This window comes from Marinobacterium sp. xm-m-383 (assembly GCF_013283255.1).
GTDB lineage: Bacteria > Pseudomonadota > Gammaproteobacteria > Pseudomonadales > Balneatricaceae > Marinobacterium_E.
Genome location: NZ_WBYT01000001.1, coordinates 646,790 through 673,046 on the forward strand (window position 1 = coordinate 646,790; position 26,257 = coordinate 673,046).

The window sequence follows — 26,257 nt, forward strand, 5'->3', positions numbered from 1 at the left end:
AGGGTTAACTGCCCATAGGATAAAAGGTCAGCGGATGCTGGCCTTTTTTGTGGAAAAAAAAAGCACCCACTGCGGGTCCTGAATTGTGCTGCTAATAATAGGAATCGAACTAGACAGCCAAGGGACAATCACAAATTAAAACTAGCATCTAAATAGAGCCTCTGCGACCGCAACTGTGCTGACTGTCCCTATTGTCTTAATACCGTTTTTCATAAGAACCTGACTTCACATCATGCAAACGCTTATAGACTGTTAGCAGAGAGTGATGAGTGTTTAGGTTAGAGAGTGTCTCATCAAGCCCGGACAGAGCATCGAACAGCTTCTCTCCAGCAATATTAGCCAGAGCTTCTTGGTATAGCGCTTCACCATAGAGCGCAACCAATGGGCGTTCATACTGTTCTCGTTCACGATTGGAATCTATCTCTAATCGTATCAATTCAGAAAGACAGCGGTGCAATTTAATCTCATCGTCTGTTAGGTGACCAAAGTTTAACATCCAGTCAACTTGCTCTAGGGCTAACTCTAACTCGCCAGACTTAAGCGCGAGCTTGAACTTAATATCCCCAATGCGAACACGATCCCAGGGCGAATCAGAGTCCGTTGCGACCCCTAACAGCTTAGCAAGACGCTGTTGATCATCAAATCCACCCTGCTCTAACTCTTCCAACAGATCCAACGCCATCTCCTGATCAAGTTGAGCGGGCGATAACAGTCGTGATCGCAGAGGCGCAGCTAGATTGTTGTTTCGCCAAATTAACTCATCAACAGGATAGATCTCTGACATCCCTGGGACCAAAATCCTGCAACAATCGAGCCCAAGGTGTTGATAGTCAGCAATATAGATCTGTAAATCTACGCCATGAATGATTCGACAGAGCTCGTCAAACTCATCCTCAGAACTTCCCTCTATATTCCACTCGGTAAAGGGGTAATCAGGCTCATCGGCGAACATATCCCATGCGACAACCCCACTGGAGTCGATAAAGTGCGTCTCCAAGTTTTGAGGCTCTGCCGCCTCATCAATATCAAAGGTTGGGTGCGGGAAATCGTTCAGAGAGTCCAAAGCCCTACCCTGCAACAACTCAGTGACGGTTCGCTCCAGTGCCACTTCAAACTTAGGGTGAGCACCAAATGAAGCGAAACAGCCACCATCATTGCGATTAAAGAGCGTGACATTTACCAGAGGGTATTTTCCCCCAAGAGAGGCGTCACGCACATCAACCAAAAATCCTTGAACACGCAGTGCTTTGATGGATGCTTCGATGCGAGGATATTGTGCAATCACCTTAGCCGGAATGCGCGGCAGTGTAATACCACTGGAGATAATGGTGTTCTTTATATGACGCTCAAAAATCTCAGACAGCGCTTGAACGCGCGCTTCAAAGAGATTATTGCCGGCAGCCATACCATTGGAGACATAGAGATTCTCCAACACATTGACTGGAAACCAGACTGTCTGTTTATCCGACTGACGAACAAAGGGTAAAGCGCACACACCTCTATCAGCTCGACCCGAGTTTAGGTCGACCAACATATCGGCACTGAGCTCCTCATCAGGGTCGTAGTGATTTCGGCTGTTTTGATCCAGCAGGCCTTCTGGCCATTGACCTGCAGAGGCTGGGAACCAGCGCTCATTGGGATAGTGAACAAACTCACCATCGGAAATATCTTGACCGAAAAAGTAATCGACAAAAAAGTAATTAGTACTCAATCGTTCATAGAACTCGCCCAGCGCACTGGCAAGACAGGCTTCCGGAGTAGACCCTTTACCGTTAGTAAATAATAGTGGGCAGTGACGATCACGAATATGCAGTGACCAGACGTGAGGCACAGGATTGAGCCAACTCACCTCCTCTATGTCAAAACCAAGATCCTTCAGCCCCTGACTCATGCGCTCGATCGACTCTTCAAGCGGGGCATCTTTTCCTGGAATTCTGGTCATTTTTTGTACTCTTTGTGGACTAACAGAGGTGTCAGCTAACTTATTATTTATTCGAAAGATTATACCTGAAGAAATAGTAGGAAAAAGTTCAAATGAGCGCTTGACGAAGGTCCGCCCCGTAATTAGTATATGCGCCCTCAGTTGAGCAAACAGTTCCTCGATAGCTCAGTTGGTAGAGCAGTAGACTGTTAATCTATTGGTCGCTGGTTCGAGTCCAGCTCGAGGAGCCAACTTTACTCAACAAGAGAAAAAGTCGGAGTATAGCGCAGCCTGGTAGCGCATCTGCTTTGGGAGCAGAGGGTCGTAGGTTCGAATCCTACTACTCCGACCACTTTTTCTCACTCCTCGTCGGAGTATAGCGCAGCCTGGTAGCGCATCTGCTTTGGGAGCAGAGGGTCGTAGGTTCGAATCCTACTACTCCGACCATCTCTTTGTGCCGGTATAGCTCAGTTGGTAGAGCAACTGACTTGTAATCAGTAGGTCCCGAGTTCGACTCTTGGTGCCGGCACCATTTACTACCTCTTATCACCGTTCATTTTTTCTTTAAGCACTCTGCGAACATAGCCACTTTTATAGGCATTTTTAAGGTATAGTGCTCGCATGAATATTAAGCTCATTACCTTATCCCTTGCAGCCCTGACTCTTCAAGGCTGTGTACTTACTAAAGTCGTGACGGTACCTATGCGCGTTGGTGGGGCAATCATCTCTGTTGTACCCGTGGTCGGTGACCCAATTGACGAGTCAATCGACACCGTGGCGGATGGAATTGACAAAATCCCGATTTAAAATTGCTCTAAATCAGACAAAGATGTTCTTTTTCTGACACCCTACTAAACACTCTCTAAAGTACAGGCATTAGACCCAATCTGGAGAGTGTTATGCTACCTGCCGTAAACAATATTCTTTACGCATCAGACATTAATGATGGCTCACGCCCTGCGTTTCGACACGCTGTTAAACTCGCCGAGCTGTACGATGCCAAACTCACCTACTTGCACGCCGTAGAGAAGATCAGTGACGGCGCAGCTGCTGTTCTACAAAATGTCATCGATCGTGATGAGCTTAATGAGTTAGAGAGAAGTGGCTCTGCCCGTTTGATGGAAAAAGTGGAACAACGCATCAAAGCGTTTTGCGAGGACGAGGTTCCAGAAGGGTCCATTAATCCGAGCGACATTGCCACCTGCGTCGATCAAGGCACACCTTGGCAAGTCATCATCGATACAGCTGACAAGATCAATGCGGATATGATTGTCATGGGTGTACGGACCCATGCGACCCTTCAGCACATGTTATTGGGCTCAACGTCACGCAAAGTCATGAGCCACAGTGTAATACCTGTGTTGATCGTCCCTTTAAGCTAATAGTTAGCGATTAAACAGACGCTGTTCAAACTGATGATTGAGTTGAGCGTCTGTCTCTTTGAGATCAGTTACAACACTGAATCGAGTCACCTCACCATGGGTGAACGGAAAGTTAGCGGTGTACATGATGCGCATTCCTTCATAAAACTCACGCATCTCTAATACCACGTCTCCTGTTGATCCTGACACTCTTACCTTTGGATCCTCAAATTGATAAGAACCGAAAGTCACAGGATCAACGCAAGTGATCGTCAAGTAGCCCAATGAGGGCTTACGTTCGAATCCATATAGATCTGCTACATGTTCGGAAAGCTCTTCACTCGCTGAAACATAGGTTTTAACCTTACAATCTTCTGCCCATACTCCGCTTGAAACTAGGGTTAAAGAGCCAACAAATAGTGAAGCAATTACCTGTTTTTTCATAACAATCCTTACTAGCGACCTAAACTGTAAAATTCATCATTAGGGCGCAAACTCATGACATTGGCCATGCGATTAGAGAAGCCAAACAACCCTGTGATTGACGTGATATCCCAAATATCATCATCACTGAACCCCTGAGCATGCAGCCTATCAAAGTCTGCCTCACCGACCTCATTAGCTGATTGAGCGACCTTCATGGCAAAGTCCAACATGGCGCGCTGGCGGCCAGTAATATCTGCTTTACGGTAGTTGGCAACTATCTGATCGGCAATCAATGGATTTTTCGCACGTATTCTCAAAATTGCGCCGTGCGCAACGACACAATATTGGCATTGGTTCAGGCTGCTAGTGGCCACCACAATCATCTCACGTTCAGCCTTTGTCAGCCCTGATTCCCGCTCCATAAGCGCATCATGATAAGCAATGAACGCACGAAACTCTTCTGGCCTCCTAGCCAATGCCAGAAAAACATTAGGAACGAAACCGGACTTTTCCTGAACCGTTAAAATAAGATCACGGATATCTTCAGGTAGATCACTTATATCCGGGGTACTAAAAACACTAATCTGATTACTCATTAGAAGAGACTCTTATTCTAAATTTTTCCTATTTATACCAGAAACATAATCTGTGCAGTATTGAACTGATTCAATCAGTGCTAGGATGAATTCATAGCATAAAGTAGATAAAAAAATGACAGACAACACCCGGAAGCCAAGAGTACTAATTGTTGATGACGATGAGTTTTCTCAAGATTTCATCAGTGGAGCTCTAGATACATTAGCAGATGTAAATGTCGCAAAAAGTGGCGAACAGGCGCTTCATAAATTGAGTGACACCGGTCAACTGCCAGATCTAGTGGTTGTCGACATTGTCATGTATTCAATGAACGGTATCGAGATTACCCGTTATATCCGCCATGATTTGAGCGAACATAAAATACCTGTCTTTGTTCTGTCATCACACGCTGATCCAGAAATGGAGCGAATTGCCTACAGTGCTGGTGCTACCGTGGTGTGTAAAAAAGGTCTATCAGCACAAGCTTTGTCACAGCGCATTCGCGGGCTTCTGGATATTTCATTTAATCCCCACTCTTAAGAAACATTGCGTACACAGGTATATTGGACCGTCAATAACTACTAAAAATCTTATTCCAACCGCACTACTCATTGCACTATGGGTGGTTCGTTAACGGATTAGGATTGGCGTTTCTGCATCGCCATAAAGTGCTCTATCCCTTTGATTTGATCTTCAGCGTGGTGGTTTACATACAAGACGGTCGTCTCGTTACCCTCACAGATCTTCTCAATCAGAGCCAATACCAACTGTCGGTTCATATCATCTAGCCCTAGACAGGGCTCATCCAGAATTAATAGCGGTGGATGTTTTACCATGGCGCGCGCAATCAACAAGAGTCGCTGATCACCGTAAGAGAGCTTGTTGAACGGCACATCGGCGCGATCCTGCATACCCAGCAGTGCAAGCCACTGATCGGCAATCATCTTCTGATTATCGGTTGATTTGGTGTACATACCAATGCTGTCAAAGAAGCCCGAGATAATGACATTTTTACAACTGATGCTGACACGATACTCCCATTGCAGTGCGGTCGACACATAACCAATAAACTGCTTAATCTGCCAGATACTCTCGCCGTTACCGCGCTGAAAACCGAACACAAAGATGTCGTTGACGTAACACTGCGGGTGATCGCCAGTAATCAATGAGAGCACACCTGTTTTACCACTGCCGTTTGGACCGCTCAGTTGCCAATGTTGGCCAGGATTTATCGTCCAGTTGAAGCCCTCAACAATTACTGCATCACTGTATTTGATCGAGATATCGGTCAGTTTGACCAGTGGATCATTCGGATTCAGTTCTGGAAGCGGGTTAGCAGGATCCGCCGGTGGAACCTCTAGATCTGTCGTTTTCAAGTGAAGCAGTTGGTATAGCTCTGCATAAGCCGATTCATCGCTGCGATCGACCTGAAATGCTAGACGTCCCGCATCGTTACCCACCTTCTCCATGTAGGCAACATGAGTAATAAAATCAGGCATTTCGTCGAAGCGGTTTAACACCAGTATCATCGGCGTGGTATCAATGATGCTGGCTAAATGCTGCTGCAGCATCGCAAGCGTATCAGCATCTAACCCATCAAATGGCTCATCTAAAATAAGAAGCTCTGGGTTATTGGCCAACGCACGGACCAACATCATCTTGCGGCTCTCACCGGTCGAAAGCTTGCGGAATGCTCTATCCAACAGCGGCGACAAACCGAACTGCTCGACTAATTCAGCCGCTAACAGTTGATCTTCACAATGCTCAAAGATCATTTCCCGAACGGGGGTTCCTTCTGAGATGACATCTAAAATATCGGCGTCATCCTTTTTAAGCTCCTGTTTGATCAACTCTGCCTGAGCTTCGAATGAAACGAGTCCAACTCTATTTGGGACTCCCTCTATGGATCCATTCAATGCATCACCAAACCCTGCTAACACCGCTGCAAGCGCCGACTTACCAGAACCATTGGTACCGGTGATGACCCAATGCTGATTGGGCTCAATGGTCCAATCGACCCCTTTAAGGTCAAAGCGTTCATCAAAGTTTACGTCAAGGTTTTCAATGTGAATGGATGTCGACATGGGGATTCCTAATCAACAAATAGAGTTTATAAAAAGCATAAAGCCGAGTACTCCTTGCGAGGCACTCGGCTTTGAGTCGTTTAAATTTTATCTAAAATTAAACGATCTTCTTCATGTCAGCCATGTGGCCACGAAGAACTGTACCGATCGCTTCAACTGGGTGAGCGCGTAGTGCAGCGTTAACTTCGATTAGACGAGCGTTATCTACGCCGTTGTCGTCAAGATCTAGGCCTTTACCGATAACGTCAGACTTGATGCCCTTCATGAAGTCAGCTAGTAGCGGAACACACGCGTGGTTGTATAGGTAACAGCCGTACTCTGCAGTATCAGAGATTGTTGCGTTCATTTCGTAAAGCTTCTTACGAGCGATAGTGTTTGCGATTAGTGGAGTCTCGTGAAGTGACTCGTAGTACGCAGACTCAGCGATGATACCAGCAGCCGTCATTGTTTCGAATGCAAGCTCAACACCTGCTTTGACCATAGCAACCATAAGGATGCCTTTGTCGAAGTACTCTTGCTCAGAGATCTCTACGTCGCCTGCTGGAGTCTTCTCGAAGTTAGTCTCTGCAGTCTCTGCACGCCATTTAAGAAGATTAGCGTCATCGTTCGCCCAATCCTCCATCATGACACGTGAGAAAGTGCCGTCGATGATGTCATCCTGGTGCTTGTTGTAAAGCGGACGCATGATCACTTTTAGCTCTTCAGCAAGGTCGAAACACTTGATCTTAGCTGGGTTAGATAGACGGTCTAGCATGTTGGTAACGCCGCCGTACTTAAGTGCTTCAGTGATGGTTTCCCAACCGTACTGAATCAACTTAGATGCGTAACCAGCGTCGATACCCTCTTCAACCATCTTGTCGAAACATAGGATCGAACCAGTCTGCAACATACCACAAAGGATAGTCTGTTCACCCATAAGGTCAGACTTAACTTCTGCGATGAACGATGACATTAGAACGCCCGCTTTGTGACCGCCAGTACCTACAGCGTAAGCTTTAGCCAGTGCTAGACCTTCACCCTTAGGATCATTATCTTCGTGAACCGCGATCAGTGTAGGTACACCGAAGCCACGCACGTACTCAGCACGTACTTCTGAACCAGGACACTTAGGTGCAACCATGATAACGGTTAGGTCGTCACGGATCTGCATACCCTCTTCAACGATGTTGAAACCGTGTGAGTAAGATAGGCAAGCGCCCTCTTTCATCAGAGGCATCACCGCGTTAACAACGGCTGTGTGCTGCTTATCTGGAGTTAGGTTAAGTACGACGTCTGCAGTAGGAATAAGCTCTTCGTAAGTACCAACAGTGAAACCGTTGTCCGTTGCGTTTTTCCATGACTGACGCTTTTCAGCAATCGCTTCAGGACGCAGAGCGTAAGAGACATCTAGGCCTGAGTCGCGTAGGTTAAGACCCTGGTTAAGGCCTTGCGCACCACAACCTATTACAACCATTTTTTTGCCTTTAAGCGCTTCAACGCCATCAGCAAATTCAGACATATCCATGAAACGGCACTTTGCCAGTTCCGCTAGCTGCTCACGTAGTGGCAGTGTATTGAAGTAGTTAGCCATGCTAAACAGATCCTAATTTAATTGGGAGGTGCGTCGTTGAACGACACGGACAACTGACTAGAGTTCTAATCAAAGTGGGCAGATTATAAGCAAAACCAATAGTTTCTTAAATTGATATATTTGCAACACAACATCCCGATTTGCGCAACAATAGACAATTTAGATAGACTACCCCCATGAATTTAAAGAATCTGAAACAGTTTTTAGCATTGGCCGACACTCTGCACTTTGGACGGGCCAGTGAAGAGTGCCATGTCAGTCTATCAGCCCTCTCTCGAAACATTCGCCAACTCGAAGAGGAGCTGGGCGTAGAACTGTTCAAACGTGATAATCGGACTGTAGTTCTTACCCAAGAGGGGCAACGCTTTCTACAGTACGCCCGCGAAACTTACAGTCAGTGGAATATTATTCGCAGCGAATTGACGGACAAAACAGGACAGCTCAGCGGTGAGATCAGTATCTACTGCTCGGTAACAGCTAGTTACAGCTTCCTGTACGAATTGTTAAACCGCTTTCGCCAAGTACATCCGCATATCGAGATTAAGCTTCATACAGGGGACCCTGATCGCGCCATTGCACGTATCCAAGAGGGTATAGAGGAGATCACCATTGCCGCTCAACCCGACAACCTGAGCAAAAGCCTCTCATTTAAACCGATTACCCAATCTCCCTTAGTATTTATTGCACCGGCAGAGGCACAACCCAACTTACCCAACAGCTCACCACAAAGCGTTGAGGATTGGCAGAGCACCCCTATGATTCTCTCTGAAGCGGGTGTTGCTCGAAGTCGGGTCGACGACTGGTTAAACGAGCAAGGCATCACACCCAATATCTATGCTCAGGTTGCAGGTAACGAGGCGATCGTCAGCATGGTGAGCTTGGGGTTCGGCATTGGTGTCGTGCCCAAAATTGTTTTGGATAACAGTCCACTGGTCGAGCGAATCAGAATACTGGATGTACAACCCGCTCTAAAACCCTATGAGATCGGACTATTTACACTAACACGTAGCTTAAAAAACCCATTGATTGAAGCGTTCTGGGAGCTAAGCTAATGATGAAACTGATCGCTGTTGCATTTCTGCTTCTCACCACTCCTCTTCAAGCCGCCAGTTTCAGGGAGACCTGGCAAGCACTGTTCAGTGAACAGTATTCAGAAGCTATCGCCGGTGCTCGTGATATTCAGCTCAATGAAGACCCCAGAGGCAATTTTCTGTTTGGTTATATGTATCTGTTTGGTAAAGGGCTGGAACAAGATCCTGTTAAGGCTGAATCCTATTTCAAACGCGCCTCGGAGGCCGGCTTTAATGGTGCAACCTTTCGATTGGGAAAGATGTACCGGGAGGGACACCCTGGCGTACCGAAACAGACAGCACTGGCCTATCAGCTCATTTCACAAGCCGCTGAAAAAGGCGGACCCAACGCACAGTTCAACTTAGCGCAGATGGTCGAAAACGGGGAAGGTACCGAGATCGATTGGGAGAGAGCGTTTAAGCTATACCAAGGCGCAGCTTCCAAAAAACACGCCTTCGCGCACTGGAATCTAGGCTACTACTACCTCACTGGAAGAGTCGTTGCTAAAGACGTCAATAAAGCGTCTGAACACTTTGAGACCGCCTTCAAGGAGGGATCCGCTAAGTGGCTGTCTGTCGAGATCAATAGACGCCTGTTGGACGATATAAGTGATGAGGTGCGTAAGGTGCTAGAAGAACAACTCATCAGCTTGTCTCGAAGCCTCCGTGACTGACTTCAGTCTGTCATCGGCTCTATGAGCGTTTTCCAGACAACCCAATTAACCGGACAGCGGATGACAGGCTAAAGCCAGTCACCGGAAAACACAAAGGGCCACCCTAACGGGTGACTTTATTCCTGTTGGAGCGATTTTGAGCACAGCGAAAAGTCGCGAATTTGAGATGAGAGGATTACGAAATACACCCCTGTATTTCGCCCCTTCGGGGCCGCGCTTTGATCGCCTGCGACGTGACTGACTTCAGTCTGTCATCGGCTTTATGAGCGTTTTCCAGAGGGTCCATTTAAGCCAACAGCGGATGACAGGCTAAAGCCAGTCACCAGAAACACAAAGGGCCACCCTAACGGGTGGCCCTTTGTGTTTGTATGGTCGGAATGAGAGGATTCGAACCTCCGACCCCCTGCACCCCATGCAGGTGCGCTACCAGGCTGCGCTACATTCCGGAAACTTGGCGCGCATGTTACAGGATGCGCTTTCGGGTTTAAAGCCTAGTTGGCGTTAATTCTCATCGATTTAAGAATATCTTCCAGCTCGGTAATCGATTGGCGAATCAACTGCTTATACCGCCCTTGATCATCGTGTGTATTACCTGCTGTCAGATACTGTTTTGCTCCAGCAATAGTAAGGCCTTGTTCGTAGAGAAGGCCCTTGATTTCACGAATCAGAAGAATGTCTTGGTGCTGATAGTAGCGGCGATTACTGCGTTTAACCGGCTCAATTTGTTCGAACTCTTGCTCCCAGTAGCGAAGCACATGAGGCTTTAGATCACACAACTTGCTGACTTCACCAATCGTAAAGTAACGCTTGGTTGGGATGGTAGGAAGATCGCTCGACATTATTGTTGCTTAGCTGAATGCAGCTCTACTCGCTCTTTAAGCTTTTGCCCCGGACGGAAGGTTACCACTCGACGGGCAGAGATAGGCACCTCTTCACCCGTCTTAGGGTTACGTCCAGGACGCTGTCGCTTATCGCGTAGATCAAAATTACCAAAACCCGAGAGTTTGACATGCTCGTTATGCGAAAGACTCTCTTTGATCTCATCGAACATCGATTCAACCATCTCTTTCGCTTCGCGTTTGTTTAGACCGAGTTCTTCAAAAAGACGCTCTGCCATATCCGCTTTTGTTAACGCACTCATACCAAACCCCTTTATTAGGTTTAATCTCGCAATACTGCACCTAGATCAGAGGTCAGTTTTTCAACGACCGCTTGCACTGATGCATTGATCTCTTCTTCGTTAAGAGTGCGCGATGGGTGCTGCCAGGTCAAGCCAAGAGCAAGACTTTTTTGTCCATCATCAATACCTTGGCCGGTATATACGTCAAATAGGATGACCTCTTTTAGGAACTCACCGCCCTCTGACTGCGCAATAGAACGAACCGAGTCAAAGCTCACCTCTGCACCGATCACCATCGCTAAATCACGACGTGACTCTGGGAATTTAGAGAGGGATGCAAAACGAGGTAGACGCCCTTCCAACAGAGATGATAGCTTCATCTCGAATAGATAGACTGGACCTGCAAGATCTAAGCTCTTCTGTAAGCTTGGGTGCATCGCACCAACCCAACCCACTGTCACGCCCGCCTTCTCAATGCGAGCTGACTGACCTGGGTGAAGGGCATGGTGAGTATCGGCAACCAGCTTAAACTGGCTCGCATCGCCACCCAAAGAAAACAAGGATTCCAGATCACCTTTGATATCAAAGAAATCGACCTTGTCGCTCTTACCCATCCACGATTCTGGTGAACGGTTACCCGAAATAATACCCGCTAGGCTGTTCTCTTGTTCAAGCTCATCACCATTGGCAATAAAACACTGACCAATCTCGAACAGACGCACTCGACTCTGTTGACGCGCTTGGTTATAAGCAACTGCTTTAGAGAGACCTGGCCAGATAGTGGTACGCATAACCGCCATTTCAGCAGAGATAGGGTTAGCAAGCGCTACCGCTTCATTCTGATCGTCAAACTGTTTTGCTAGACCCGCTTCGATGAAGCTGTAGGTAATCGCCTCTTGGTATCCACGAGAGACCAAATGACGACGCAGGGTGCTTGCCGTTAGTTTCGACTCTTTGATTGAGGGCAGAGGAAGCTCGGCACGGGGTGTGTTAGACGGCAGATTGTTGTAGCCGTAAACGCGTGCAATCTCTTCAATCAGATCAACTTCGATGCTGATATCAAAACGGTAGCTAGGAACCGCAACCATCCATGAGCCATCGCCATTAGCACGCAACTGAAGACCTAGACGCGTTAGGATCTCTTCGATCTCTGCCGCTGGAATTTCAAGTGCCAACATATCAGTGACACGCTGGTGACGCAGTTCAAGTGCGACCGGCTTCGGCAAGTTCGTTTCAGATACAGCCTGGATAACCGGACCAACCTCACCACCGACAATATCAATCAGCAAGGCTGTCGCACGCTCAATAGCACGCGCCTGTAACTGCCAATCAACACCACGTTCGTAACGGTGGGATGCATCCGTATGCAGACCATAGTTTCGTGCGCGACCTGCAATCGCGATAGGGTCAAAGTAGGCACACTCAAGCAGAATATCTTTACTCTCTTCAGAGACTTCAGAGTTACCGCCCCCCATGATGCCCGCCATCGCAATTGCTTTATTGTGATCGGCAATCACTAGCGTATCAGCGTTCAGCTTAATCTCACTGCCATCAAGCAGTGTTAGCGCTTCGCCCTGCTCGGCCATGCGAACACGAATACCACCTTCAATCTTATTCAGATCAAAAGCGTGCATTGGCTGCCCTAACTCAAGCAACACATAGTTGGTAACATCGACAACAGGATCGATAGAGCGAACGCCAGAACGCTCTAAACGCTCAACCATCCAACGTGGCGTCTGTGCATTGATATCGATGCCACGAATGACACGACCCAAGTAGCGAGGGCAAGCTGAAGCGGCTTCTAACTCGATCGAAACGGTATCACCAATGGTTGCTGCAACAGCAGAGCAATCGATCTCAGCCACAGCGGCTTTATTCAATACACCCACTTCACGAGCCATACCGACCATACCTAGGCAGTCACCACGGTTAGGCGTCAAATCGACATCGATAATCATATCTTCAAGATTAAGGTAGTCACGGACACTCTGACCGACTGGAGCATCGGCTGGAAGCTCCATGATGCCGCCATGATCATCCGATAGGCCTAGCTCATCTTCAGCACAGAGCATACCCATGGATTCAACACCACGTAGCTTGGCTTTCTTAATCTTAAAGTTACCCGGTAGAACGGCACCGACCGTTGCAAAAGCGGTCTTGATTCCAGCACGGGCGTTGGGGGCACCACACACCACTTGGAAGGTCTCACTACCGTCGCTTACCTGACATACGCGCAGTTTATCGGCATCTGGGTGCTGCTCGGCACTCAGAACTTCACCCACAACCACACCGGAAAACTCTTTGGCAACCGACTCAATCTCATCAACTTCTAAACCTGCTAGGCTGAGTTGATCCGCTAAACCCTGCGTATCGATGGCAGGCTGAACCAGTTCACGTAACCACTGTTCACTGAATTTCATAGTTAAATACTCTCGTCTGCTATCGGCTGAATTAGTTGAACTGGCTTAGGAAGCGCAGATCGTTTTCAAAGAATAGTCGTAGATCGTCAACGCCATAACGCAGCATTGCGAAACGCTCTACCCCCATACCAAAGGCAAATCCGGTGTACTCTTCAGAGTCGATACCCGACATCTCAAGTACTTTTGGATGAACCATGCCACAGCCTAGTACTTCTAGCCATTTACCATCACCGCGATCGATATCGACTTCAATAGAAGGCTCAGTAAATGGGAAGTAGGAAGGACGGAAACGCACACGCACATCCTCTTCAAAGAATTCACGTAAGAACTGTTCAAGCGTACCTTTAAGATCTGCAAAGCTGATGTTCTTATCGATGATCAAACCTTCAACCTGATGGAACATTGGTGAGTGGGTCTGGTCATAGTCACAACGGTAGACACGACCTGGACAGATAATACGAATAGGCGGCTTCTGCGCCTCCATCGTACGAACCTGTACTGGAGAAGTGTGGGTTCTTAACAGACGGTGAGCGTCAAAATAGAAGGTATCGTGCATCGCACGCGCTGGGTGGTGCGATGGAATGTTGAGCGCTTCGAAGTTGTGGTAATCATCTTCGATCTCAGGCCCCTCTTCTACCGAGTAACCGATGCGACTGAAGAAAGCTTCAATACGATCCATCGTTTTTGTCACTGGGTGCAGGCCACCCAACTCTGGCTGACGACCAGGAAGCGTGACATCCACCTTCTCTGCAGCCAACTTCGCTTCAAGTGCAGCATTTTCGAGTAGGCTCTTACGCGCATTCAGCACATCGGACAGCGCCTCTTTGGCCACGTTGATGCGTGCACCTGCAGCAGGACGCTCTTCGTTAGATAGTTTACCAAGCCCTTTCAATAGCTGGGTAAGGTGCCCCTTCTTACCTAGGTACTGAACACGAACTTCGTCTAAAGTTTTTACATCGCTCGCTGCTTCAGCAGCGGCTTTTCCTTCCGCCAACAGGGCGTCAAGATTTTCCATTTACGGCTCCACTCTCTGGGTCCAAATACAAAAATAGGGGAAGAGCGAGCACCCTTCCCCTATCTGAGTCGATCAATTCATCACCCTAGGGTGACGATTGTCTTAGGCTAGTGCTGCTTTTGCTTTTTCAACAACAGCGGTAAACGCTGTTTGCTGATGCACTGCCAGATCAGCCAGTACCTTACGGTCGATCTCAACGTTAGCCTTTTTAAGGCCAGCGATCAGACGGCTGTACGACAAACCATTGATGCGAGCTGCTGCGTTAATACGAGCAATCCACAGAGCACGGAACTGACGTTTGCGCTGACGGCGGTCACGGTAAGCGTACTGACCCGCTTTGATGACAGCTTGTTTGGCTACGCGGAATACACGACTACGAGCGCCGTAGTAACCTTTAGCCTGTTTCAATACTTTTTTATGACGTGCACGAGCTTGTACACCACGTTTTACGCGAGGCATGGTAACTCCTTCTTAATCCTATTCGTAACCAATTAAATGTATGGAAGCATGCGCTTAACCAGAGCCTGGTCAGCTGCATGTACCTGAAGCATTGGGCGTAGCTGACGCTTACGCTTAGTAGTCTTCTTGGTCAGAATGTGACTTTTGAAGGCTTGCTTGTGCTTGAAGCCATTAGCAGTCTTCTTGAAACGCTTTGCCGCACCGCGGACAGATTTAATCTTTGGCATTTACTTTCTCCACGCATTCGTTAGTTATCTGTTGGAACGAACAAAACCTGCAACACCATACTGGATGGCACGGCAGGTCTTAGTTTGGAACCAACTACTTTTTCTTAGGAGCTATGACCATGACCATCTGACGACCTTCAAGTTTAGGACGAGCTTCAACAGTACCGTAGTCTGCCAAATCCGTTTCAACTCGATTAAGAAGCTCCATTCCGAGCTCCTGGTGCGCCATCTCACGACCGCGGAAGCGAATCGTAATCTTGGTCTTATCTCCACCTTCTAGGAAACGTATCAGGTTGCGTAGTTTTACCTGATAATCCCCCACATCAGTCCCTGGACGGAACTTAATCTCTTTAACCTGCATCTGAGTCTGTTTCTTCTTAGCCTCATTTGCACGTTTTTTCTGGTCGTAAAGGTGTTTACCGTAGTCCATCACCTTACAGACGATTGGGTCGGAATCGGAGATCTGTACTAGATCCAATCCTGCCTCTTCAGCCGCACGAAGCGCTTCATTAAGGCTTACAACACCAACCTGCTCTCCGTCAGCGCCGATTAAACGACACTCACGAGCTCGAATATTTTCATTAATTGGCGGCAAATTCTTTTGACCGCGCTTGTTATCACGCTTGATAGCTAGTTTCTCCTAAAGCGTTTTTATTCGCTGCGACCTTTGCGATTATTCTCTTGAATCAACAAGTTAGCAAAGTCTTCAACACTAAATACACCCATATCTTCACCTGTGCGTGTGCGTACAGCAACGCTGCCAGATTCAACTTCTTTATCGCCGATTACTAGAAGATAAGGGATTTTCTGTAGAGTGCGCTCGCGGATTTTAAAGCCGATCTTCTCATTTCTCAAGTCCGAAATTGCTCTAATGCCGCTATTTTGCAGCTTAGACACCACTTCATTGACAAAATCTGACTGTTTATCGGTGATATTCATGACGGCAACCTGCACTGGAGACAACCAAGTCGGCAGCGCCCCCGCGTAGTGCTCAATCAAAATACCGATAAATCGCTCAAACGAACCTAGAATCGCACGGTGCAACATAACCGGTGTTTCACGATCGCCCTTCTCGTTAACAAACTGAGCATCGAGTCGACCCGGCATCGAGAAGTCGACCTGAATCGTTCCACACTGCCAAACACGACCCAGACAGTCACGTAGTGAGAATTCAATCTTAGGACCGTAGAAGGCACCTTCACCAGGAAGCTCTTCCCAATCCAGACCCGCTGCATCCAATGCGTCAGCCAACGCCTTTTCGGCTTTATCCCATACTTCATCAGAACCTACGCGCTGCTCAGGGCGAGTAGAGAGCTTGTAGATAATGTCGCTGAATCCAAAATCAGTGTAGACCTCATGAAGGAAGTCGATGAATTCAGCCACCTCAGATTGAATAGAGTCCTCAGCACAGAAAGTGTGACCATCATCTTGAACGAAGCCACGAACACGCATGATACCGTGCAGTGCACCAGATGGCTCATTGCGGTGACACGAGCCAAATTCAGCCATACGCAAAGGTAGGTCACGGTATGAACGCAATCCCTGGTTGAATACTTGAATGTGACATGGGCAGTTCATCGGCTTAACGGCAAAGTCACGGCTCTCAGAGTGGGTCGTGAACATCTGCTCTTGGAACTTATCCCAGTGACCTGATTTTTCCCACAGAGTACGTTCAACCACCTGCGGTGTCTTGATCTCTTGGTAGCCACGTTTGCGCTGCTGTTCACGCATGTACTGTTCCACTGCCTGCCAAAGAGTCCAGCCATTCGGATGCCAAAACACCATACCTGGTGCTTCTTCCTGAAGATGGAACAGATTCAACTGCTTACCGAGTTTACGGTGGTCACGCTTCTCTGCCTCTTCAAGGCGGTGCAAGTAGGCTTTAAGGTCTTTCTTGTCACCCCAAGCTGTGCCGTAGATACGAGTTAGCTGCTCGTTTTTAACGTCACCGCGCCAGTAAGCGCCAGCCACTTTCATCAGTTTGAAAACTTTTAGGTGGCCCGTATTAGGCACGTGTGGGCCACGACATAGATCGATGAAATCACCCTGCTTGTAGAACGAGAGATCCTCTTCACCAGGAATCGATTCAATGATCTCAACCTTGTACTTCTCGCCCATCGCTTCAAACATTTTCACTGCGTCAGGACGGCTCATAACTGAGCGCTCAACAGGAAGATTCGACTTAGCCAGTTCCGCCATGCGCTTTTCGATCTTCTCTAGATCTTCTGGCGTAAATGGACGCTCATAAGCAAAATCGTAGTAGAAACCGTCATCGATCGTTGGACCAATCGTCACTTGAGCACCAGGAAAAAGATCTTGAACGGCCATCGCCATCAAGTGCGCAGTTGAGTGACGAATGATATCGACACCCTCTTCATCGCGCGCCGTGATAAGAGAGACGTCTGCATCCGCCTCGATGACAAAAGAGGTATCAACCAATTCACCATTCACTCGACCAGCAAGGGTAGCTTTCGCTAGACCTGGGCCGATATCAGACGCCAGATCAAAGACAGACAGTGGCTGATCGAATTCACGTTTACTTGAATCAGGAAGAGTAATAACAGGCATTTATAGATCCTAGTGCTCAGTGGTGACCCATACGACAGGCCACGTAAGTTATGTGCGAACGACTCAGTCGAAGCGCGTTTCAATTGAAGGGCAGTATTATACAGATCTAACCAACCAGTCTCCACCCTGATCCGGCTTAAAACCCAATGGTTAGCCACGAAGTGACTGATTTTTATCAAGCATCGTGGCATCATTGCGACAACAAAAATGATAAGAGCACAGGGATGAAAGCACCTCGCCTTAAAATCAGCACCCGCTTAACACTACTGGTCAGTCTATTGATCCTGACGCAGGCGATTGTGTTGGGAATTTTCACCCTAAGATATCTAGCGGATTCACTCGAAGATCAGATCGGTCAACGCGCCCTGCAGCTCTCGTCAATGATCTCTCAAACCCCCTCTATTCGCGACGCTGTCAGTCGAAGTGATAGTGACGCTGTCCAAGCCATTGTAGCGGACCTCAGATTAGCAACCGACGCCAGTTTCATCTCTATTGGCGACATTGACGGCATACGTCTCGTTCACCCAAAACCAGAACGCATCGGAAAACCGATGGTGGGTGGTGATAACTATCGCGCACTGGAACTCGGTGAGAGCTACATCTCTAAAGCCGTTGGCAGCCTTGGGGAGTCAATCCGAGGCAAGACACCGGTGCTGGATGATCAGGGTAAGATCGTCGGCGTGGTTTCGGTCGGTTATTTAACCAAAACCATCGACCAGACCATCTTTAACTATCAAGGCACCGTCATCGTAGGCACCTTTGCCCTACTCTTGGTATCGATTATGTTGGCCATGTGGATTGCACGCCGTTTTAGGTCTGCCATTTTTGACCTTGAACCTCACGAGATCGCTGCCCTATTCCTAGAGCGAAACGCCACGCTAGAGTCGGTTCGAGAAGGGATCATCTCCATTAACTCAAAAGGTGAAATCACCACCTTTAACCGAGCAGCCTTGAGAACACTGGGGATTGATGATCAAGATGTTTCAGGACGCCCACTCAGTGAGGTGCTTCCCGATTCAAGAATGCCCATGCTGCTTGAGACCGGTGAAGCCGAGTACGACCGAGAGACTCTCGTCAACGGCCGACAGCTGATCATTAACCGATTACCCATCGTTAAAGAGGACCAGGTGGTGGGTGTGGTTGCCAGCTTCCGCCCGAAAGATGAGTTGACGGAGGTGAGCCGAAAGCTAACCCGCATTCGCCAGTATGCTGAAGCACTTCGTTCACAAGCACATGAATACGCCAATAAACTGCACACCATTGCAGGTCTTATCAGCTTAGATGCCAAGCAGGAAGCGCTCGATCTTATTGGGCAGGAGACTAAGGAGCACCAGGAGCTATTAACCTGGCTAAAAGAGTCGGTGGCAGATCCGGTCGTAGCAGGCTGTATACTCGGAAAATTCAATCGCGCGAATGAACTAGGGCTGACACTTGAGATTGATGAGGGTTCACAGCTTCACCAACTTCCGTCCCATATTGAATCACAGCAGATGGTGACGTTAATCGGCAACCTCATTGATAACGCTTTTGATGCCTCACTTTCGGCCCACTCCGAAGAGGTACGTCTATCAATGACCGATATGGGCTCGGATATCATTATTGAGGTCGAAGATGACGGTGAGGGTATTGATCCCAACAAGATCAACAACCTATTTACCTCAGGCGTCAGCAGCAAAGGCGAAGGTCGCGGCATAGGACTATTTTTAGTGCAAGAGACCATAGAGGCCCTAGGTGGCCACATTACTGTTGAGGCCTCACACTCAGGCGGAAGCCGTTTTACCCTCTATCTACCAAGGAGTGGCAAGGATGTCTGATACATTGAAAATACTGATCGCTGAAGATGATCCACAGATTGCTGAAATTCAACGACGTTTTGTGGAGCGCATCGATGGCTTTGACGTCATAGGCATTAGCCACTCAACCCGAGACGCACAAGATATGCTCGACGTTTTCCAGCCGGATCTTGTGCTGTTAGACATCCACTTCCCTGACGGAAGCGGTTTAGATCTTCTTAAAACCCTGCGTTCAGGGGACTCACAAACCGACGTCATCATGATTACAGCCGCTAAAGAGGTCGATAGCCTATCCGAGGCTCTGCGCCTGGGTGTGTTTGACTATGTTCTGAAACCCTTAGTTTTTGATCGACTCTCTGGCGCCTTAAACCAGTACAGATCACATAAAACCATCCTTACCAATCAAGCTAACGAGCTGTCTCAGCAAGATGTTGATCAACTGCTCTCGCGTCACAGAGAGAGCAAAAACAGCAGCCTTAAACTTGAAGCTCTACCCAAGGGGATCGACCAGATTACACTGGATAAAATCGTTGCGGTGTTCAGGGAGAGTCATGACTCTTTAAGTGCAGAACAGGTAGGCGAGCGCATTGGCTCTAGCCGCACCACCGCGAGACGCTATTTGGAATATCTAGTGGGACAAGAGCGACTCAATGCCGATATTAACTATGGCACGGTCGGCCGACCTGAACGGCGCTACAAAGGGCTATAAACAAAAAAACGCTGAGTCTTATCAGCGTTTTTTATTAGAGCATCTACCAACCTGTCGTGGTTAGCTACTCTGCGTAGGTGGTTTCAATTTGCCACGGAAGATGAACGGCGCTAGGAAGCCAAGAACAGCAGCAATCCATAGACCGACTGAGATGTTACTGCTGAACAGATAGGTCCAGTCACCATCAGAAAGCACCATCGCACGGCGCAGGTTCACTTCCATGTGACCACCCAACAGGATACCCAGAATCACCGGTACTGAAGGAATGTCCATCTTGCGAAGCAGGTAACCCAGCACACCAAAGCCAATCATCAATAGTAGATCGAAGTAGCTACCGGTCAGTGAGTAGATACCGACAAAGGCAACCAGGGTCACACCTGGCAGCAGAATCGCAGGGGATACCTGTAGCACTCGGCTGAACATCTTCACCATTGGGACGTTAAGCACCAACAGTACAACGTTGGCAATCAGTAGTGAGGCGATCAAACCCCAAACCACCTCAGGTCGATCGTTAAACAACGTGGGACCTGGGGTGATATTCAACGTCATCAACAGTGCTAGCAGAACGGCTGTTGTACCTGAACCCGGAACACCTAGCGTCAACATAGGTACTAACGCACCCCCTGCCGCCGCATTGTTACCGGCCTCTGGTGCAGCGATACCACGTGGATCACCTTTACCGAACTGCGAGTTGTCACGTACCGATGACTTCTCTTGCATATACGCCAAGAAACTACCCAAGGAAGCACCTGCACCCGGCAATAGACCTGCAATAAAGCCGATCACTGTTGCCTTTAGCATGGTCCATTTAGTGCGAGCAATGTCAGCCCAAGGAATACGTACTTTCTCTAGTTTCACGCCTATGGCAGAGTCTTTACCGTGTGACTCAATAAACACCAGTACTTCAGAGACCGCAAAAAGACCAACGATGGCTACCAAGAAGTCGATACCATCAAACAGGTGCATGTTATCGCCGGTAAAGCGAGTCATACCCGTTGAAGCATCCACACCAATAGTCGCGATTCCCAGACCGATACAGACGGCTAATGCTGCCTTAGCCTGGTTGTTAGAACCGATACCACCTAAGGTGGCAAAGGCCAGCATGTAGAGCGCAAAGTACTCGGCCGGGCCGAACTGGTAAGCCACACGAGCCAACAACGGCGCAAGCAGCATTAAACCAATGGTCGCCAACAGTGCACCGACAAACGAAGCGACACCTGAGAGTACCAACGCATCTCCGGCGCGACCTGCTTTGGCCATTGGATACCCATCAAGACAGGTCATCATAGCCGGCTCATCACCCGGGATATTCAGAAGAATCGAAGAGATACGACCGCCGTACATGGCGCCGTAGTAAACACTCGTCATTAACACCAGTGCCTGAGTTGCATCTAGACCAAATGAGAATGTTAGAGGAATTAGTATCGCAACACCGTTCGATGGACCTAGACCCGGCAGAGAGCCGATCATCGTTCCAAGGATACAGCCTGCTATAGCAAGGGCCAGGGTAAATGGCGAGAGCGCCACATCAAAACCAATGGCCAAATTTGCAAAGATATCCATACCCTACCCCATCAACCAGCGCGGTAGCGCGAAAAGACTTAAACCGAAGATGAACTTAAAGATCAGGAACAGCGCTCCTGAGAAAAGCACTCCAGTCACCACAGCATTTTTTGCTCTAGCTTCAATCAGATAGGATACAGCGGTACCGGCTATCGCGGTTGAAACTAAGAAACCCAGCGGTTTAAGTGTGTAGGCATAGAAAACCAGCGCTACAACTGCAAAGCCAATGTGCATAAAGGTTGTTAAACCTGGCCACTCTGGCTCTTGATCCGGTTTCATGATCATCACAAGACCACAGATTACCGCTACCGACGCAATCATCATCGGGAAGGCTTTTGGGCCGAGAGGATCAGAGAAAAAAGGCTCTTGCAGTTGAGTGGCGCCCGCGAAATACGCGAGCGCCAGCACAACGACGATCAACCCCGTTATCCGATCTGTCATTACTTGATTACACCAAGCTCTTTAGACATATCTTGTACTTCCTGCATCACACCGTTTAGGTAGTTCTGGAAGTCTGGGCCCACTTTCGTGAACTTAACAAGACCGTTTGCTTCCATAGCGTCCGCCCACTCTTTAGAGGCTGCAACCTGAGCTAGCGCATCAGACCACTGCTTGTAAGAAGCTTCAGACGCACCTTTTGGAGTGTACAGACCACGCCAGTTAACCGCGACAACATCGATACCCTGCTCTTTAGCCGTTGGAATCACAGCATCTAGACCTGGAATTTCGATACGCTCGTCAGTGAATGAAGCCAGTACGCGAACGTCGCCGTTTTTGATGAAGCTTACAACACCTGAGATGTCACCTGTCATTGCTGACGTAAAGCCACCAACTGTCTGAGTGATCGCATCAGCGTCACCATCAACAGCAATGTACTTAACCTTACGGATATCCGTGAAACCTTTACGTTTCAATGCCATTAGGACTTTAAGGTGATCGTAACCGCCTGCAGCTGATCCACCGGCAAATGCGTGCTTACCTGGGTTCGCAATAACATCATCAAGAAGCTCATTCAGAGTCTGGTATGGCGAGTCTTTAGCAACCACGATAACGCCAGGGTCAGCACCGATAGCACCTAGGAAACGAACCTGATCAGACGTCATACCTGAGTAAGCGTTTTGAGCTAGACGCGTTGCAGTAGCTGTTGAAGCAGCAACAATAAGATCACCGTCGTCGTTACGCTCGTTAACCACGTGCGCGTACGCTAGACCACCGCCTGCACCGGCCATGTTAGTGACTTGAACGGGATCTTTAACGGCACCGATGTCATGCATGATTTTGCCGATTTGACGACAAGTGAAGTCCCAACCACCGCCTGGGTTAGCAGGTGCAATACACTCAGCCGCCATTGCAGAAGAGGCAACGCTCATTGCAACGCCTGCTGCTAGAAATTTAATTTTTGCTAGTTTCATTTTCTTCTCCTTGTTATGAACACTGACATCGCAGTTTGATGAACAGTTAACGGGAATTTAAAAAAATCCACTCTTAAGAAAAAGCTTGTGGCGATAAGGATTATTAATTTTATAAACAGCATTTTGTTCATAAAGTTCACAGGCAAAATTTAAAAACTGATCTAACATAGAAGTATAAAAATCATTATTCTTAATTAGCTATTGGCATAGAAATTGCTTATCACTATGTAAATTTAACAGTGACTAAGCCGCTTATAATTGAACATGTTTAAACGCAATTTATCTTTCACACTGATCATTTCAATACTGATCATCGCAGCGATGACCATCACCGCCATAACGCTGACGTCCATTGAACTCAAACGCTTGAGTGATAGCTTAGAGAGTTCGAATGATCGATATTCACAACTCATTCCGCATCTTACTGAGCTGTATAAGGTCATGACGCCTGGAGCACTTGATGAGAAGCTGGTCTATTTTGTTATGCGCGAGGAGCTTTTTTGGCTGATCCAAGCAAAACAATTTGCTTAGAGAGGCATTGAATCCTCACATCAACTGCTAAACCTCAATCTTGACGAAATAAGCAAAGTACAGATTTCAGCCATTCTCGAGGCATTCAAAGAGGTCACGGAGTTACAACCCTCTGTGGATCTAGCCAATACTGGTGCGGCAAATAGTATCTCAATCTACAACTACTCAACACAGCAGCAGTTCAGAGATCACCTACTGCAGATAAGATCTGTTGAAGAGAAGAGATCCAAACAGATCGCGGAAGACAATTTAGCGTCCATCAATAAGCTCAATAATGCTCAACTCTTTGAGATTGTCCTACTTATTATCGTAGCGCTTATCGGGGGCCTCTCTCTGATCTACCTGAAACTACTGGAGAGTCAAGCTAATGAGGCCGCCAAAGCTCAAGTTGATAAACTAGAAGCCCAACGCCGGCTAATTGAACAGTCACAATTTACAGACGCTCTGTTCAGTGCTTTACCAGTATCTGTGATCACCATCGACTCAAAGGGTATGATCCAGCGCTGTAATCCAGCAACAGAAAAGCTGTTTGGATACAGCCAAAAAGAGCTACAACAACAGAACGTCAGCTGCTTAATGCCAGAGGGAATTGCAAAACATCACGACGGCTATCTGAGCAACCACATTTCGACAGGGCAGACAAACATTATTGGTATTGGACGTGAGGTTACGGCGGTTAGTAAGAGCGGCCAACCAATCAATGTTCACTTATCCGTTACCTCATTCAAAATTAATGAACAGACGCACTTTGCCCGCATACTGGTTGATTTGACTGAAATTGTTGAACAACGCAAAGAGATTGCAGAAGCGTTGATTAATATAGAGCAAGCCAACTCTGAACTTGAACTCGCCCTCATCGAGGCGAATAAAGCCACCGAATCAAAAGATATGTTTTTGGCCACCGCCTCCCATGAAATTCGGACGCCATTAACTGGCATGTTTGGGATGCTCGATCTATTGAAAGAAACCGATCTTAACGATGAGCAATTATCCTATTTGATGATTATGCGCCGTTCTAGCCAGCAACTGATGGCTATTTTGAATGATATTTTAGATGCAGCAAAACTGAGAGAGAACAAAGTTGAACTTCACCCGATCGCACAAATGATGGGAGACCTACCCGGACTTGTTCAATCAAGCTTTGAATCCAATGCCAAAGAGAAAGGGATTCAATTTAAAACCCTGATAGAACCCGAATTAGCCAAACAGTGGGTGTTGGTTGATAACGTGCGACTCTACCAAGTGGTGAGCAACCTCTGTAACAATGCCATCAAATTTACTGAGCAAGGCAGTGTCACCTTAAAAATAGATCTGCTAGACGATCGAGAAGCGGATATCAGTGTAGAAATCTCTGTATCGGATACTGGCCCAGGCATGGCCCAAAATGACATTGAACGTCTGGCCAAACCCTTTGTCCAACTGGACGACTCGCTCTCACGAAAAGGAACAGGTACGGGGCTCGGGCTCAGCATTGCCTCATCGTTAATCGAAAAAATGGGAGGGCGACTTCACATTGAGTCTACACTAGGTGAAGGCAGCCGATTCAGCTTTAGAATCTCTCTACCCAAAGAGAGAATACCGGTGCACCATCACCAGACACCCAATATAAATGAGCCTGAGGGCACAGCATCAGAACTGAACAACTTTGAGCAACGAGCAAAAGTGATCGTCGCAGAGGACAACCCGATCAACCGAATGGTCATCGATAAGCTACTGCAAAAATTGCCCATTGATCACCTGATTGTTGAAAACGGACAAGAGCTGGTCAATGAAGTTGAACGTCAGTCTTATGATCTGATCATTACCGACATCCAGATGCCTGTTATGGATGGTTTTGAAGCAGCTGCATTAATTCGGACCAAAGGATCAATGGATAGAGTCCCTATTATCGCTCTGACTGCGGCAGCCTTTGAGGATGACATTAAACGCATGCGACAGGCCGGTATGGACGACTACGTTGCCAAGCCGATCGACCAAGATAAGCTAAACTCAGTACTTGAGCTTCATCTAACTCGGGCCATCCGAGGCGAGTCAGTCTCCAATCAACTCGGGGAGAGTTAGCGAGCGAGTTCCAACAGAGAGCGTGTGTAAAGCACATGCTCTCTTGCCGCCTCCTCAGCAGCTAACCGATCCCCCTGTTCAAGAGCCGAGAATATCTGCTGATGCTGGGGATTAATCCGCTCAGGATATCGCCCATAACGTTTAAGTGTTAGATCTAAAGCCTTGTAAATAGAAGAGAAATAACGGTTGTAGAAGAGTTCACTTAAACTAGCGACTACTAAGTTGTGGCTGTATTTAGCGATCAGCATATGAAACTGAAGATCCGCTTTTGCCCGAATCAATGTCGTGTTCTTTTGACTCCGCAGCTGCATCATCTCGAACTCAGATCGAATGATTGCAATCTGCTTTTTCGAAGCGTTTTCAGCACAACATCCAGCGGCCACAGATTCAATAAAAGCTCTTAACTCAAGCACATCCCTAACGTCATTCAATGTCGGCTCCGCTTTCACCGGTAAATTAAGAACCACACTCTCTAAGGGGTTAACCAGACGAGTAAGACGTCCCTGCTGTTTAATGAGCAGACCGGCGGCAAGCAACTCTGACATAGCCTCCCTAATCGCACTTCGCGATACTGAAAAGTGAGCGGCCAACCTCGACTCAGACGGAAGGGTTTCACCTGCTCGAGTGGTATCCATCAATAGCGATAACAGAGAAGAAGTGATCGACATAACTGGTCTGACAAGTGGTGTTTATTTTC

The 26,257-nt window shown here is 47.8% G+C and carries 26 protein-coding genes and 5 tRNA genes; 13 read left to right on the top strand and 18 right to left on the bottom strand.

The window, feature by feature from the left end; translation table 11 throughout:
- Positions 1–196 precede the first annotated feature (196 nt).
- Positions 197–1,942 carry a 30S ribosomal protein S12 methylthiotransferase accessory factor YcaO gene (gene ycaO, locus XMM383_RS03055; protein ID WP_173481112.1) on the bottom strand — a complete coding sequence of 582 codons (1,746 nt, stop codon included), beginning with the start codon at positions 1,940–1,942 and terminating at the stop codon, positions 197–199.
- Positions 1,943–2,096: 154 nt separating this feature from the next.
- On the opposite strand from ycaO, the gene XMM383_RS03060 reads away from it, so the two are divergent.
- The 6 genes from XMM383_RS03060 to XMM383_RS03085 all read left to right on the top strand — a co-directional run bounded on the left by XMM383_RS03060 (position 2,097) and on the right by XMM383_RS03085 (position 3,303).
- Positions 2,097–2,172, top strand: a tRNA-Asn gene (locus XMM383_RS03060).
- A 24-nt stretch (positions 2,173–2,196) separates the two neighbouring features.
- Positions 2,197–2,273 (top strand) — tRNA-Pro (locus XMM383_RS03065).
- Positions 2,274–2,291: 18 nt separating this feature from the next.
- A tRNA-Pro gene (locus XMM383_RS03070) sits at positions 2,292–2,368 on the top strand.
- A 9-nt stretch (positions 2,369–2,377) separates the two neighbouring features.
- Positions 2,378–2,453 (top strand) — tRNA-Thr (locus tag XMM383_RS03075).
- An 89-nt stretch (positions 2,454–2,542) separates the two neighbouring features.
- Entirely contained in the window at positions 2,543–2,728 is a 186-nt protein-coding gene (locus XMM383_RS03080; protein WP_173481113.1) for a DUF6726 family protein, read from the top strand.
- 92 nt (positions 2,729–2,820) lie between these two features.
- On the top strand, positions 2,821–3,303 hold the full coding sequence (locus tag XMM383_RS03085) for a universal stress protein (RefSeq protein ID WP_173481114.1): 483 nt from the start codon (positions 2,821–2,823) through the stop codon (positions 3,301–3,303).
- A gap of 3 nt (positions 3,304–3,306) precedes the next feature.
- On the opposite strand, the gene XMM383_RS03090 is transcribed toward XMM383_RS03085, so the two are convergent.
- Both XMM383_RS03090 and XMM383_RS03095 read right to left on the bottom strand, forming a co-directional pair.
- Entirely contained in the window at positions 3,307–3,726 is a 420-nt protein-coding gene (locus XMM383_RS03090) for a DUF4426 domain-containing protein (protein WP_173484058.1), read from the bottom strand.
- 11 nt (positions 3,727–3,737) lie between these two features.
- On the bottom strand, positions 3,738–4,304 hold the full coding sequence (locus XMM383_RS03095; protein ID WP_173481116.1) for a peroxidase-related enzyme: 567 nt from the start codon (positions 4,302–4,304) through the stop codon (positions 3,738–3,740).
- Positions 4,305–4,419: 115 nt separating this feature from the next.
- Between XMM383_RS03095 and XMM383_RS03100 the strand changes: the two genes are divergently transcribed.
- Positions 4,420–4,824, top strand: a complete 405-nt coding sequence (locus XMM383_RS03100) for a response regulator (protein WP_173494495.1) — start codon at positions 4,420–4,422, stop codon at positions 4,822–4,824.
- A gap of 98 nt (positions 4,825–4,922) precedes the next feature.
- Here the strand turns inward: XMM383_RS03100 and modF are convergent, their stop codons facing one another.
- Together modF and ilvC are read right to left on the bottom strand one after the other, a co-directional pair.
- On the bottom strand, positions 4,923–6,368 hold the full coding sequence (gene modF / locus XMM383_RS03105; RefSeq protein ID WP_173481118.1) for a molybdate ABC transporter ATP-binding protein ModF: 1,446 nt from the start codon (positions 6,366–6,368) through the stop codon (positions 4,923–4,925).
- A gap of 97 nt (positions 6,369–6,465) precedes the next feature.
- On the bottom strand, positions 6,466–7,938 hold the full coding sequence (gene ilvC / locus XMM383_RS03110) for a ketol-acid reductoisomerase (RefSeq protein WP_173483503.1): 1,473 nt from the start codon (positions 7,936–7,938) through the stop codon (positions 6,466–6,468).
- Between the two features lie 176 nt (positions 7,939–8,114).
- On the opposite strand from ilvC, the gene ilvY reads away from it, so the two are divergent.
- The gene (ilvY, locus tag XMM383_RS03115; protein WP_173481120.1) at positions 8,115–8,990 is read left to right on the top strand and encodes an HTH-type transcriptional activator IlvY; all 876 of its coding nucleotides are present in this window, start codon (positions 8,115–8,117) and stop codon (positions 8,988–8,990) included.
- The gene (locus tag XMM383_RS03120; protein ID WP_173494496.1) at positions 8,990–9,682 is read left to right on the top strand and encodes a tetratricopeptide repeat protein; all 693 of its coding nucleotides are present in this window, start codon (positions 8,990–8,992) and stop codon (positions 9,680–9,682) included. The genes ilvY and XMM383_RS03120 overlap by 1 nt, the downstream gene beginning before the upstream one ends.
- A 369-nt stretch (positions 9,683–10,051) precedes the next feature.
- Here XMM383_RS03120 and XMM383_RS03125 read toward each other — a convergent pair.
- The 9 genes from XMM383_RS03125 to thrS all read right to left on the bottom strand — a co-directional run bounded on the left by XMM383_RS03125 (position 10,052) and on the right by thrS (position 17,491).
- Positions 10,052–10,128 (bottom strand) — tRNA-Pro (locus tag XMM383_RS03125).
- 45 nt (positions 10,129–10,173) lie between these two features.
- Complete coding sequence (locus XMM383_RS03130; protein ID WP_173482050.1) at positions 10,174–10,521, bottom strand: MerR family transcriptional regulator; 348 nt, start codon at positions 10,519–10,521, stop codon at positions 10,174–10,176.
- Positions 10,521–10,823 (bottom strand): integration host factor subunit alpha, encoded by a 303-nt coding sequence (ihfA, locus tag XMM383_RS03135; protein WP_173482051.1) that lies wholly within the window; start codon positions 10,821–10,823, stop codon positions 10,521–10,523. Before ihfA ends, XMM383_RS03130 begins: the two co-directional genes overlap by 1 nt.
- Before the next feature lie 20 nt (positions 10,824–10,843).
- Complete coding sequence (gene pheT, locus XMM383_RS03140) at positions 10,844–13,222, bottom strand: phenylalanine--tRNA ligase subunit beta (RefSeq protein ID WP_173494497.1); 2,379 nt, start codon at positions 13,220–13,222, stop codon at positions 10,844–10,846.
- 31 nt (positions 13,223–13,253) lie between these two features.
- A complete protein-coding gene (gene pheS / locus XMM383_RS03145; RefSeq protein ID WP_173483500.1) occupies positions 13,254–14,237 on the bottom strand; it encodes a phenylalanine--tRNA ligase subunit alpha in 984 nt (327 codons plus the stop codon).
- 102 nt (positions 14,238–14,339) lie between these two features.
- Positions 14,340–14,696 (bottom strand): 50S ribosomal protein L20, encoded by a 357-nt coding sequence (gene rplT / locus XMM383_RS03150; RefSeq protein ID WP_173482054.1) that lies wholly within the window; start codon positions 14,694–14,696, stop codon positions 14,340–14,342.
- Positions 14,697–14,728: 32 nt separating this feature from the next.
- Entirely contained in the window at positions 14,729–14,923 is a 195-nt protein-coding gene (gene rpmI / locus XMM383_RS03155) for a 50S ribosomal protein L35 (RefSeq protein ID WP_173482055.1), read from the bottom strand.
- 94 nt (positions 14,924–15,017) lie between these two features.
- A complete protein-coding gene (gene infC, locus XMM383_RS03160) occupies positions 15,018–15,518 on the bottom strand; it encodes a translation initiation factor IF-3 (RefSeq protein ID WP_173482056.1) in 501 nt (166 codons plus the stop codon).
- 56 nt (positions 15,519–15,574) lie between these two features.
- Positions 15,575–17,491, bottom strand: coding sequence for a threonine--tRNA ligase (gene thrS, locus XMM383_RS03165; RefSeq protein ID WP_173483499.1), 1,917 nt, complete (start codon positions 17,489–17,491; stop codon positions 15,575–15,577).
- 224 nt (positions 17,492–17,715) lie between these two features.
- On the opposite strand from thrS, the gene XMM383_RS03170 reads away from it, so the two are divergent.
- Positions 17,716–19,305: a sensor histidine kinase gene (locus XMM383_RS03170; protein WP_173483498.1), complete on the top strand. Its 1,590-nt coding sequence runs from the start codon at positions 17,716–17,718 to the stop codon at positions 19,303–19,305.
- Positions 19,298–19,993 (top strand): response regulator, encoded by a 696-nt coding sequence (locus XMM383_RS03175; RefSeq protein ID WP_173494498.1) that lies wholly within the window; start codon positions 19,298–19,300, stop codon positions 19,991–19,993. Before XMM383_RS03170 ends, XMM383_RS03175 begins: the two co-directional genes overlap by 8 nt.
- 60 nt (positions 19,994–20,053) lie before the next feature.
- Here XMM383_RS03175 and XMM383_RS03180 read toward each other — a convergent pair whose 3' ends face one another.
- Genes XMM383_RS03180 through XMM383_RS03190 form a run of 3 tightly spaced genes read right to left on the bottom strand, consistent with a single transcriptional unit; the run spans position 20,054 to position 22,968 of the window.
- Positions 20,054–21,556 carry a tripartite tricarboxylate transporter permease gene (locus XMM383_RS03180; RefSeq protein WP_173482060.1) on the bottom strand — a complete coding sequence of 501 codons (1,503 nt, stop codon included), beginning with the start codon at positions 21,554–21,556 and terminating at the stop codon, positions 20,054–20,056.
- A gap of 3 nt (positions 21,557–21,559) precedes the next feature.
- Entirely contained in the window at positions 21,560–21,997 is a 438-nt protein-coding gene (locus tag XMM383_RS03185; RefSeq protein WP_173482061.1) for a tripartite tricarboxylate transporter TctB family protein, read from the bottom strand.
- Entirely contained in the window at positions 21,997–22,968 is a 972-nt protein-coding gene (locus tag XMM383_RS03190; RefSeq protein WP_217363566.1) for a tripartite tricarboxylate transporter substrate binding protein, read from the bottom strand. Before XMM383_RS03190 ends, XMM383_RS03185 begins: the two co-directional genes overlap by 1 nt.
- Positions 22,969–23,232: 264 nt before the next feature.
- Here XMM383_RS03190 and XMM383_RS03195 point away from each other — a divergent pair, with 264 nt between their 5' ends.
- The gene (locus XMM383_RS03195; protein ID WP_173494499.1) at positions 23,233–23,499 is read left to right on the top strand and encodes a hypothetical protein; all 267 of its coding nucleotides are present in this window, start codon (positions 23,233–23,235) and stop codon (positions 23,497–23,499) included.
- 114 nt (positions 23,500–23,613) lie between these two features.
- Positions 23,614–25,560 carry an ATP-binding protein gene (locus tag XMM383_RS03200; protein ID WP_173494500.1) on the top strand — a complete coding sequence of 649 codons (1,947 nt, stop codon included), beginning with the start codon at positions 23,614–23,616 and terminating at the stop codon, positions 25,558–25,560.
- Here XMM383_RS03200 and XMM383_RS03205 read toward each other — a convergent pair.
- Complete coding sequence (locus tag XMM383_RS03205) at positions 25,557–26,228, bottom strand: FadR/GntR family transcriptional regulator (protein WP_173494501.1); 672 nt, start codon at positions 26,226–26,228, stop codon at positions 25,557–25,559. The genes XMM383_RS03200 and XMM383_RS03205 overlap by 4 nt on opposite strands.
- Positions 26,229–26,257 lie beyond the last annotated feature (29 nt).

Bases quoted from the DNA above. Each gene is read 5' to 3' on its own strand.
- ycaO (WP_173481112.1), bottom strand. From the start codon at position 1,942: ATGACCAGAATTCCAGGAAAAGATGCCCCGCTTGAAGAGTCGATCGAG.
- ilvC (WP_173483503.1), bottom strand. From the start codon at position 7,938: ATGGCTAACTACTTCAATACACTGCCACTACGTGAGCAGCTAGCGGAA.
- rpmI (WP_173482055.1), bottom strand. From the start codon at position 14,923: ATGCCAAAGATTAAATCTGTCCGCGGTGCGGCAAAGCGTTTCAAGAAG.
- pheS (WP_173483500.1), bottom strand. From the start codon at position 14,237: ATGGAAAATCTTGACGCCCTGTTGGCGGAAGGAAAAGCCGCTGCTGAA.
- XMM383_RS03205 (WP_173494501.1), bottom strand. From the start codon at position 26,228: ATGTCGATCACTTCTTCTCTGTTATCGCTATTGATGGATACCACTCGA.
- XMM383_RS03080 (WP_173481113.1), top strand. From the start codon at position 2,543: ATGAATATTAAGCTCATTACCTTATCCCTTGCAGCCCTGACTCTTCAA.
- XMM383_RS03180 (WP_173482060.1), bottom strand. From the start codon at position 21,556: ATGGATATCTTTGCAAATTTGGCCATTGGTTTTGATGTGGCGCTCTCG.
- XMM383_RS03130 (WP_173482050.1), bottom strand. From the start codon at position 10,521: ATGTCGAGCGATCTTCCTACCATCCCAACCAAGCGTTACTTTACGATT.
- XMM383_RS03190 (WP_217363566.1), bottom strand. From the start codon at position 22,968: ATGAAACTAGCAAAAATTAAATTTCTAGCAGCAGGCGTTGCAATGAGC.
- rplT (WP_173482054.1), bottom strand. From the start codon at position 14,696: ATGCCTCGCGTAAAACGTGGTGTACAAGCTCGTGCACGTCATAAAAAA.
- XMM383_RS03185 (WP_173482061.1), bottom strand. From the start codon at position 21,997: ATGACAGATCGGATAACGGGGTTGATCGTCGTTGTGCTGGCGCTCGCG.
- XMM383_RS03090 (WP_173484058.1), bottom strand. From the start codon at position 3,726: ATGAAAAAACAGGTAATTGCTTCACTATTTGTTGGCTCTTTAACCCTA.
- thrS (WP_173483499.1), bottom strand. From the start codon at position 17,491: ATGCCTGTTATTACTCTTCCTGATTCAAGTAAACGTGAATTCGATCAG.
- XMM383_RS03120 (WP_173494496.1), top strand. From the start codon at position 8,990: ATGATGAAACTGATCGCTGTTGCATTTCTGCTTCTCACCACTCCTCTT.
- XMM383_RS03085 (WP_173481114.1), top strand. From the start codon at position 2,821: ATGCTACCTGCCGTAAACAATATTCTTTACGCATCAGACATTAATGAT.
- XMM383_RS03175 (WP_173494498.1), top strand. From the start codon at position 19,298: ATGTCTGATACATTGAAAATACTGATCGCTGAAGATGATCCACAGATT.
- pheT (WP_173494497.1), bottom strand. From the start codon at position 13,222: ATGAAATTCAGTGAACAGTGGTTACGTGAACTGGTTCAGCCTGCCATC.
- XMM383_RS03100 (WP_173494495.1), top strand. From the start codon at position 4,420: ATGACAGACAACACCCGGAAGCCAAGAGTACTAATTGTTGATGACGAT.
- ihfA (WP_173482051.1), bottom strand. From the start codon at position 10,823: ATGAGTGCGTTAACAAAAGCGGATATGGCAGAGCGTCTTTTTGAAGAA.
- XMM383_RS03170 (WP_173483498.1), top strand. From the start codon at position 17,716: ATGAAAGCACCTCGCCTTAAAATCAGCACCCGCTTAACACTACTGGTC.
- modF (WP_173481118.1), bottom strand. From the start codon at position 6,368: ATGTCGACATCCATTCACATTGAAAACCTTGACGTAAACTTTGATGAA.
- XMM383_RS03095 (WP_173481116.1), bottom strand. From the start codon at position 4,304: ATGAGTAATCAGATTAGTGTTTTTAGTACCCCGGATATAAGTGATCTA.
- ilvY (WP_173481120.1), top strand. From the start codon at position 8,115: ATGAATTTAAAGAATCTGAAACAGTTTTTAGCATTGGCCGACACTCTG.
- XMM383_RS03195 (WP_173494499.1), top strand. From the start codon at position 23,233: ATGTTTAAACGCAATTTATCTTTCACACTGATCATTTCAATACTGATC.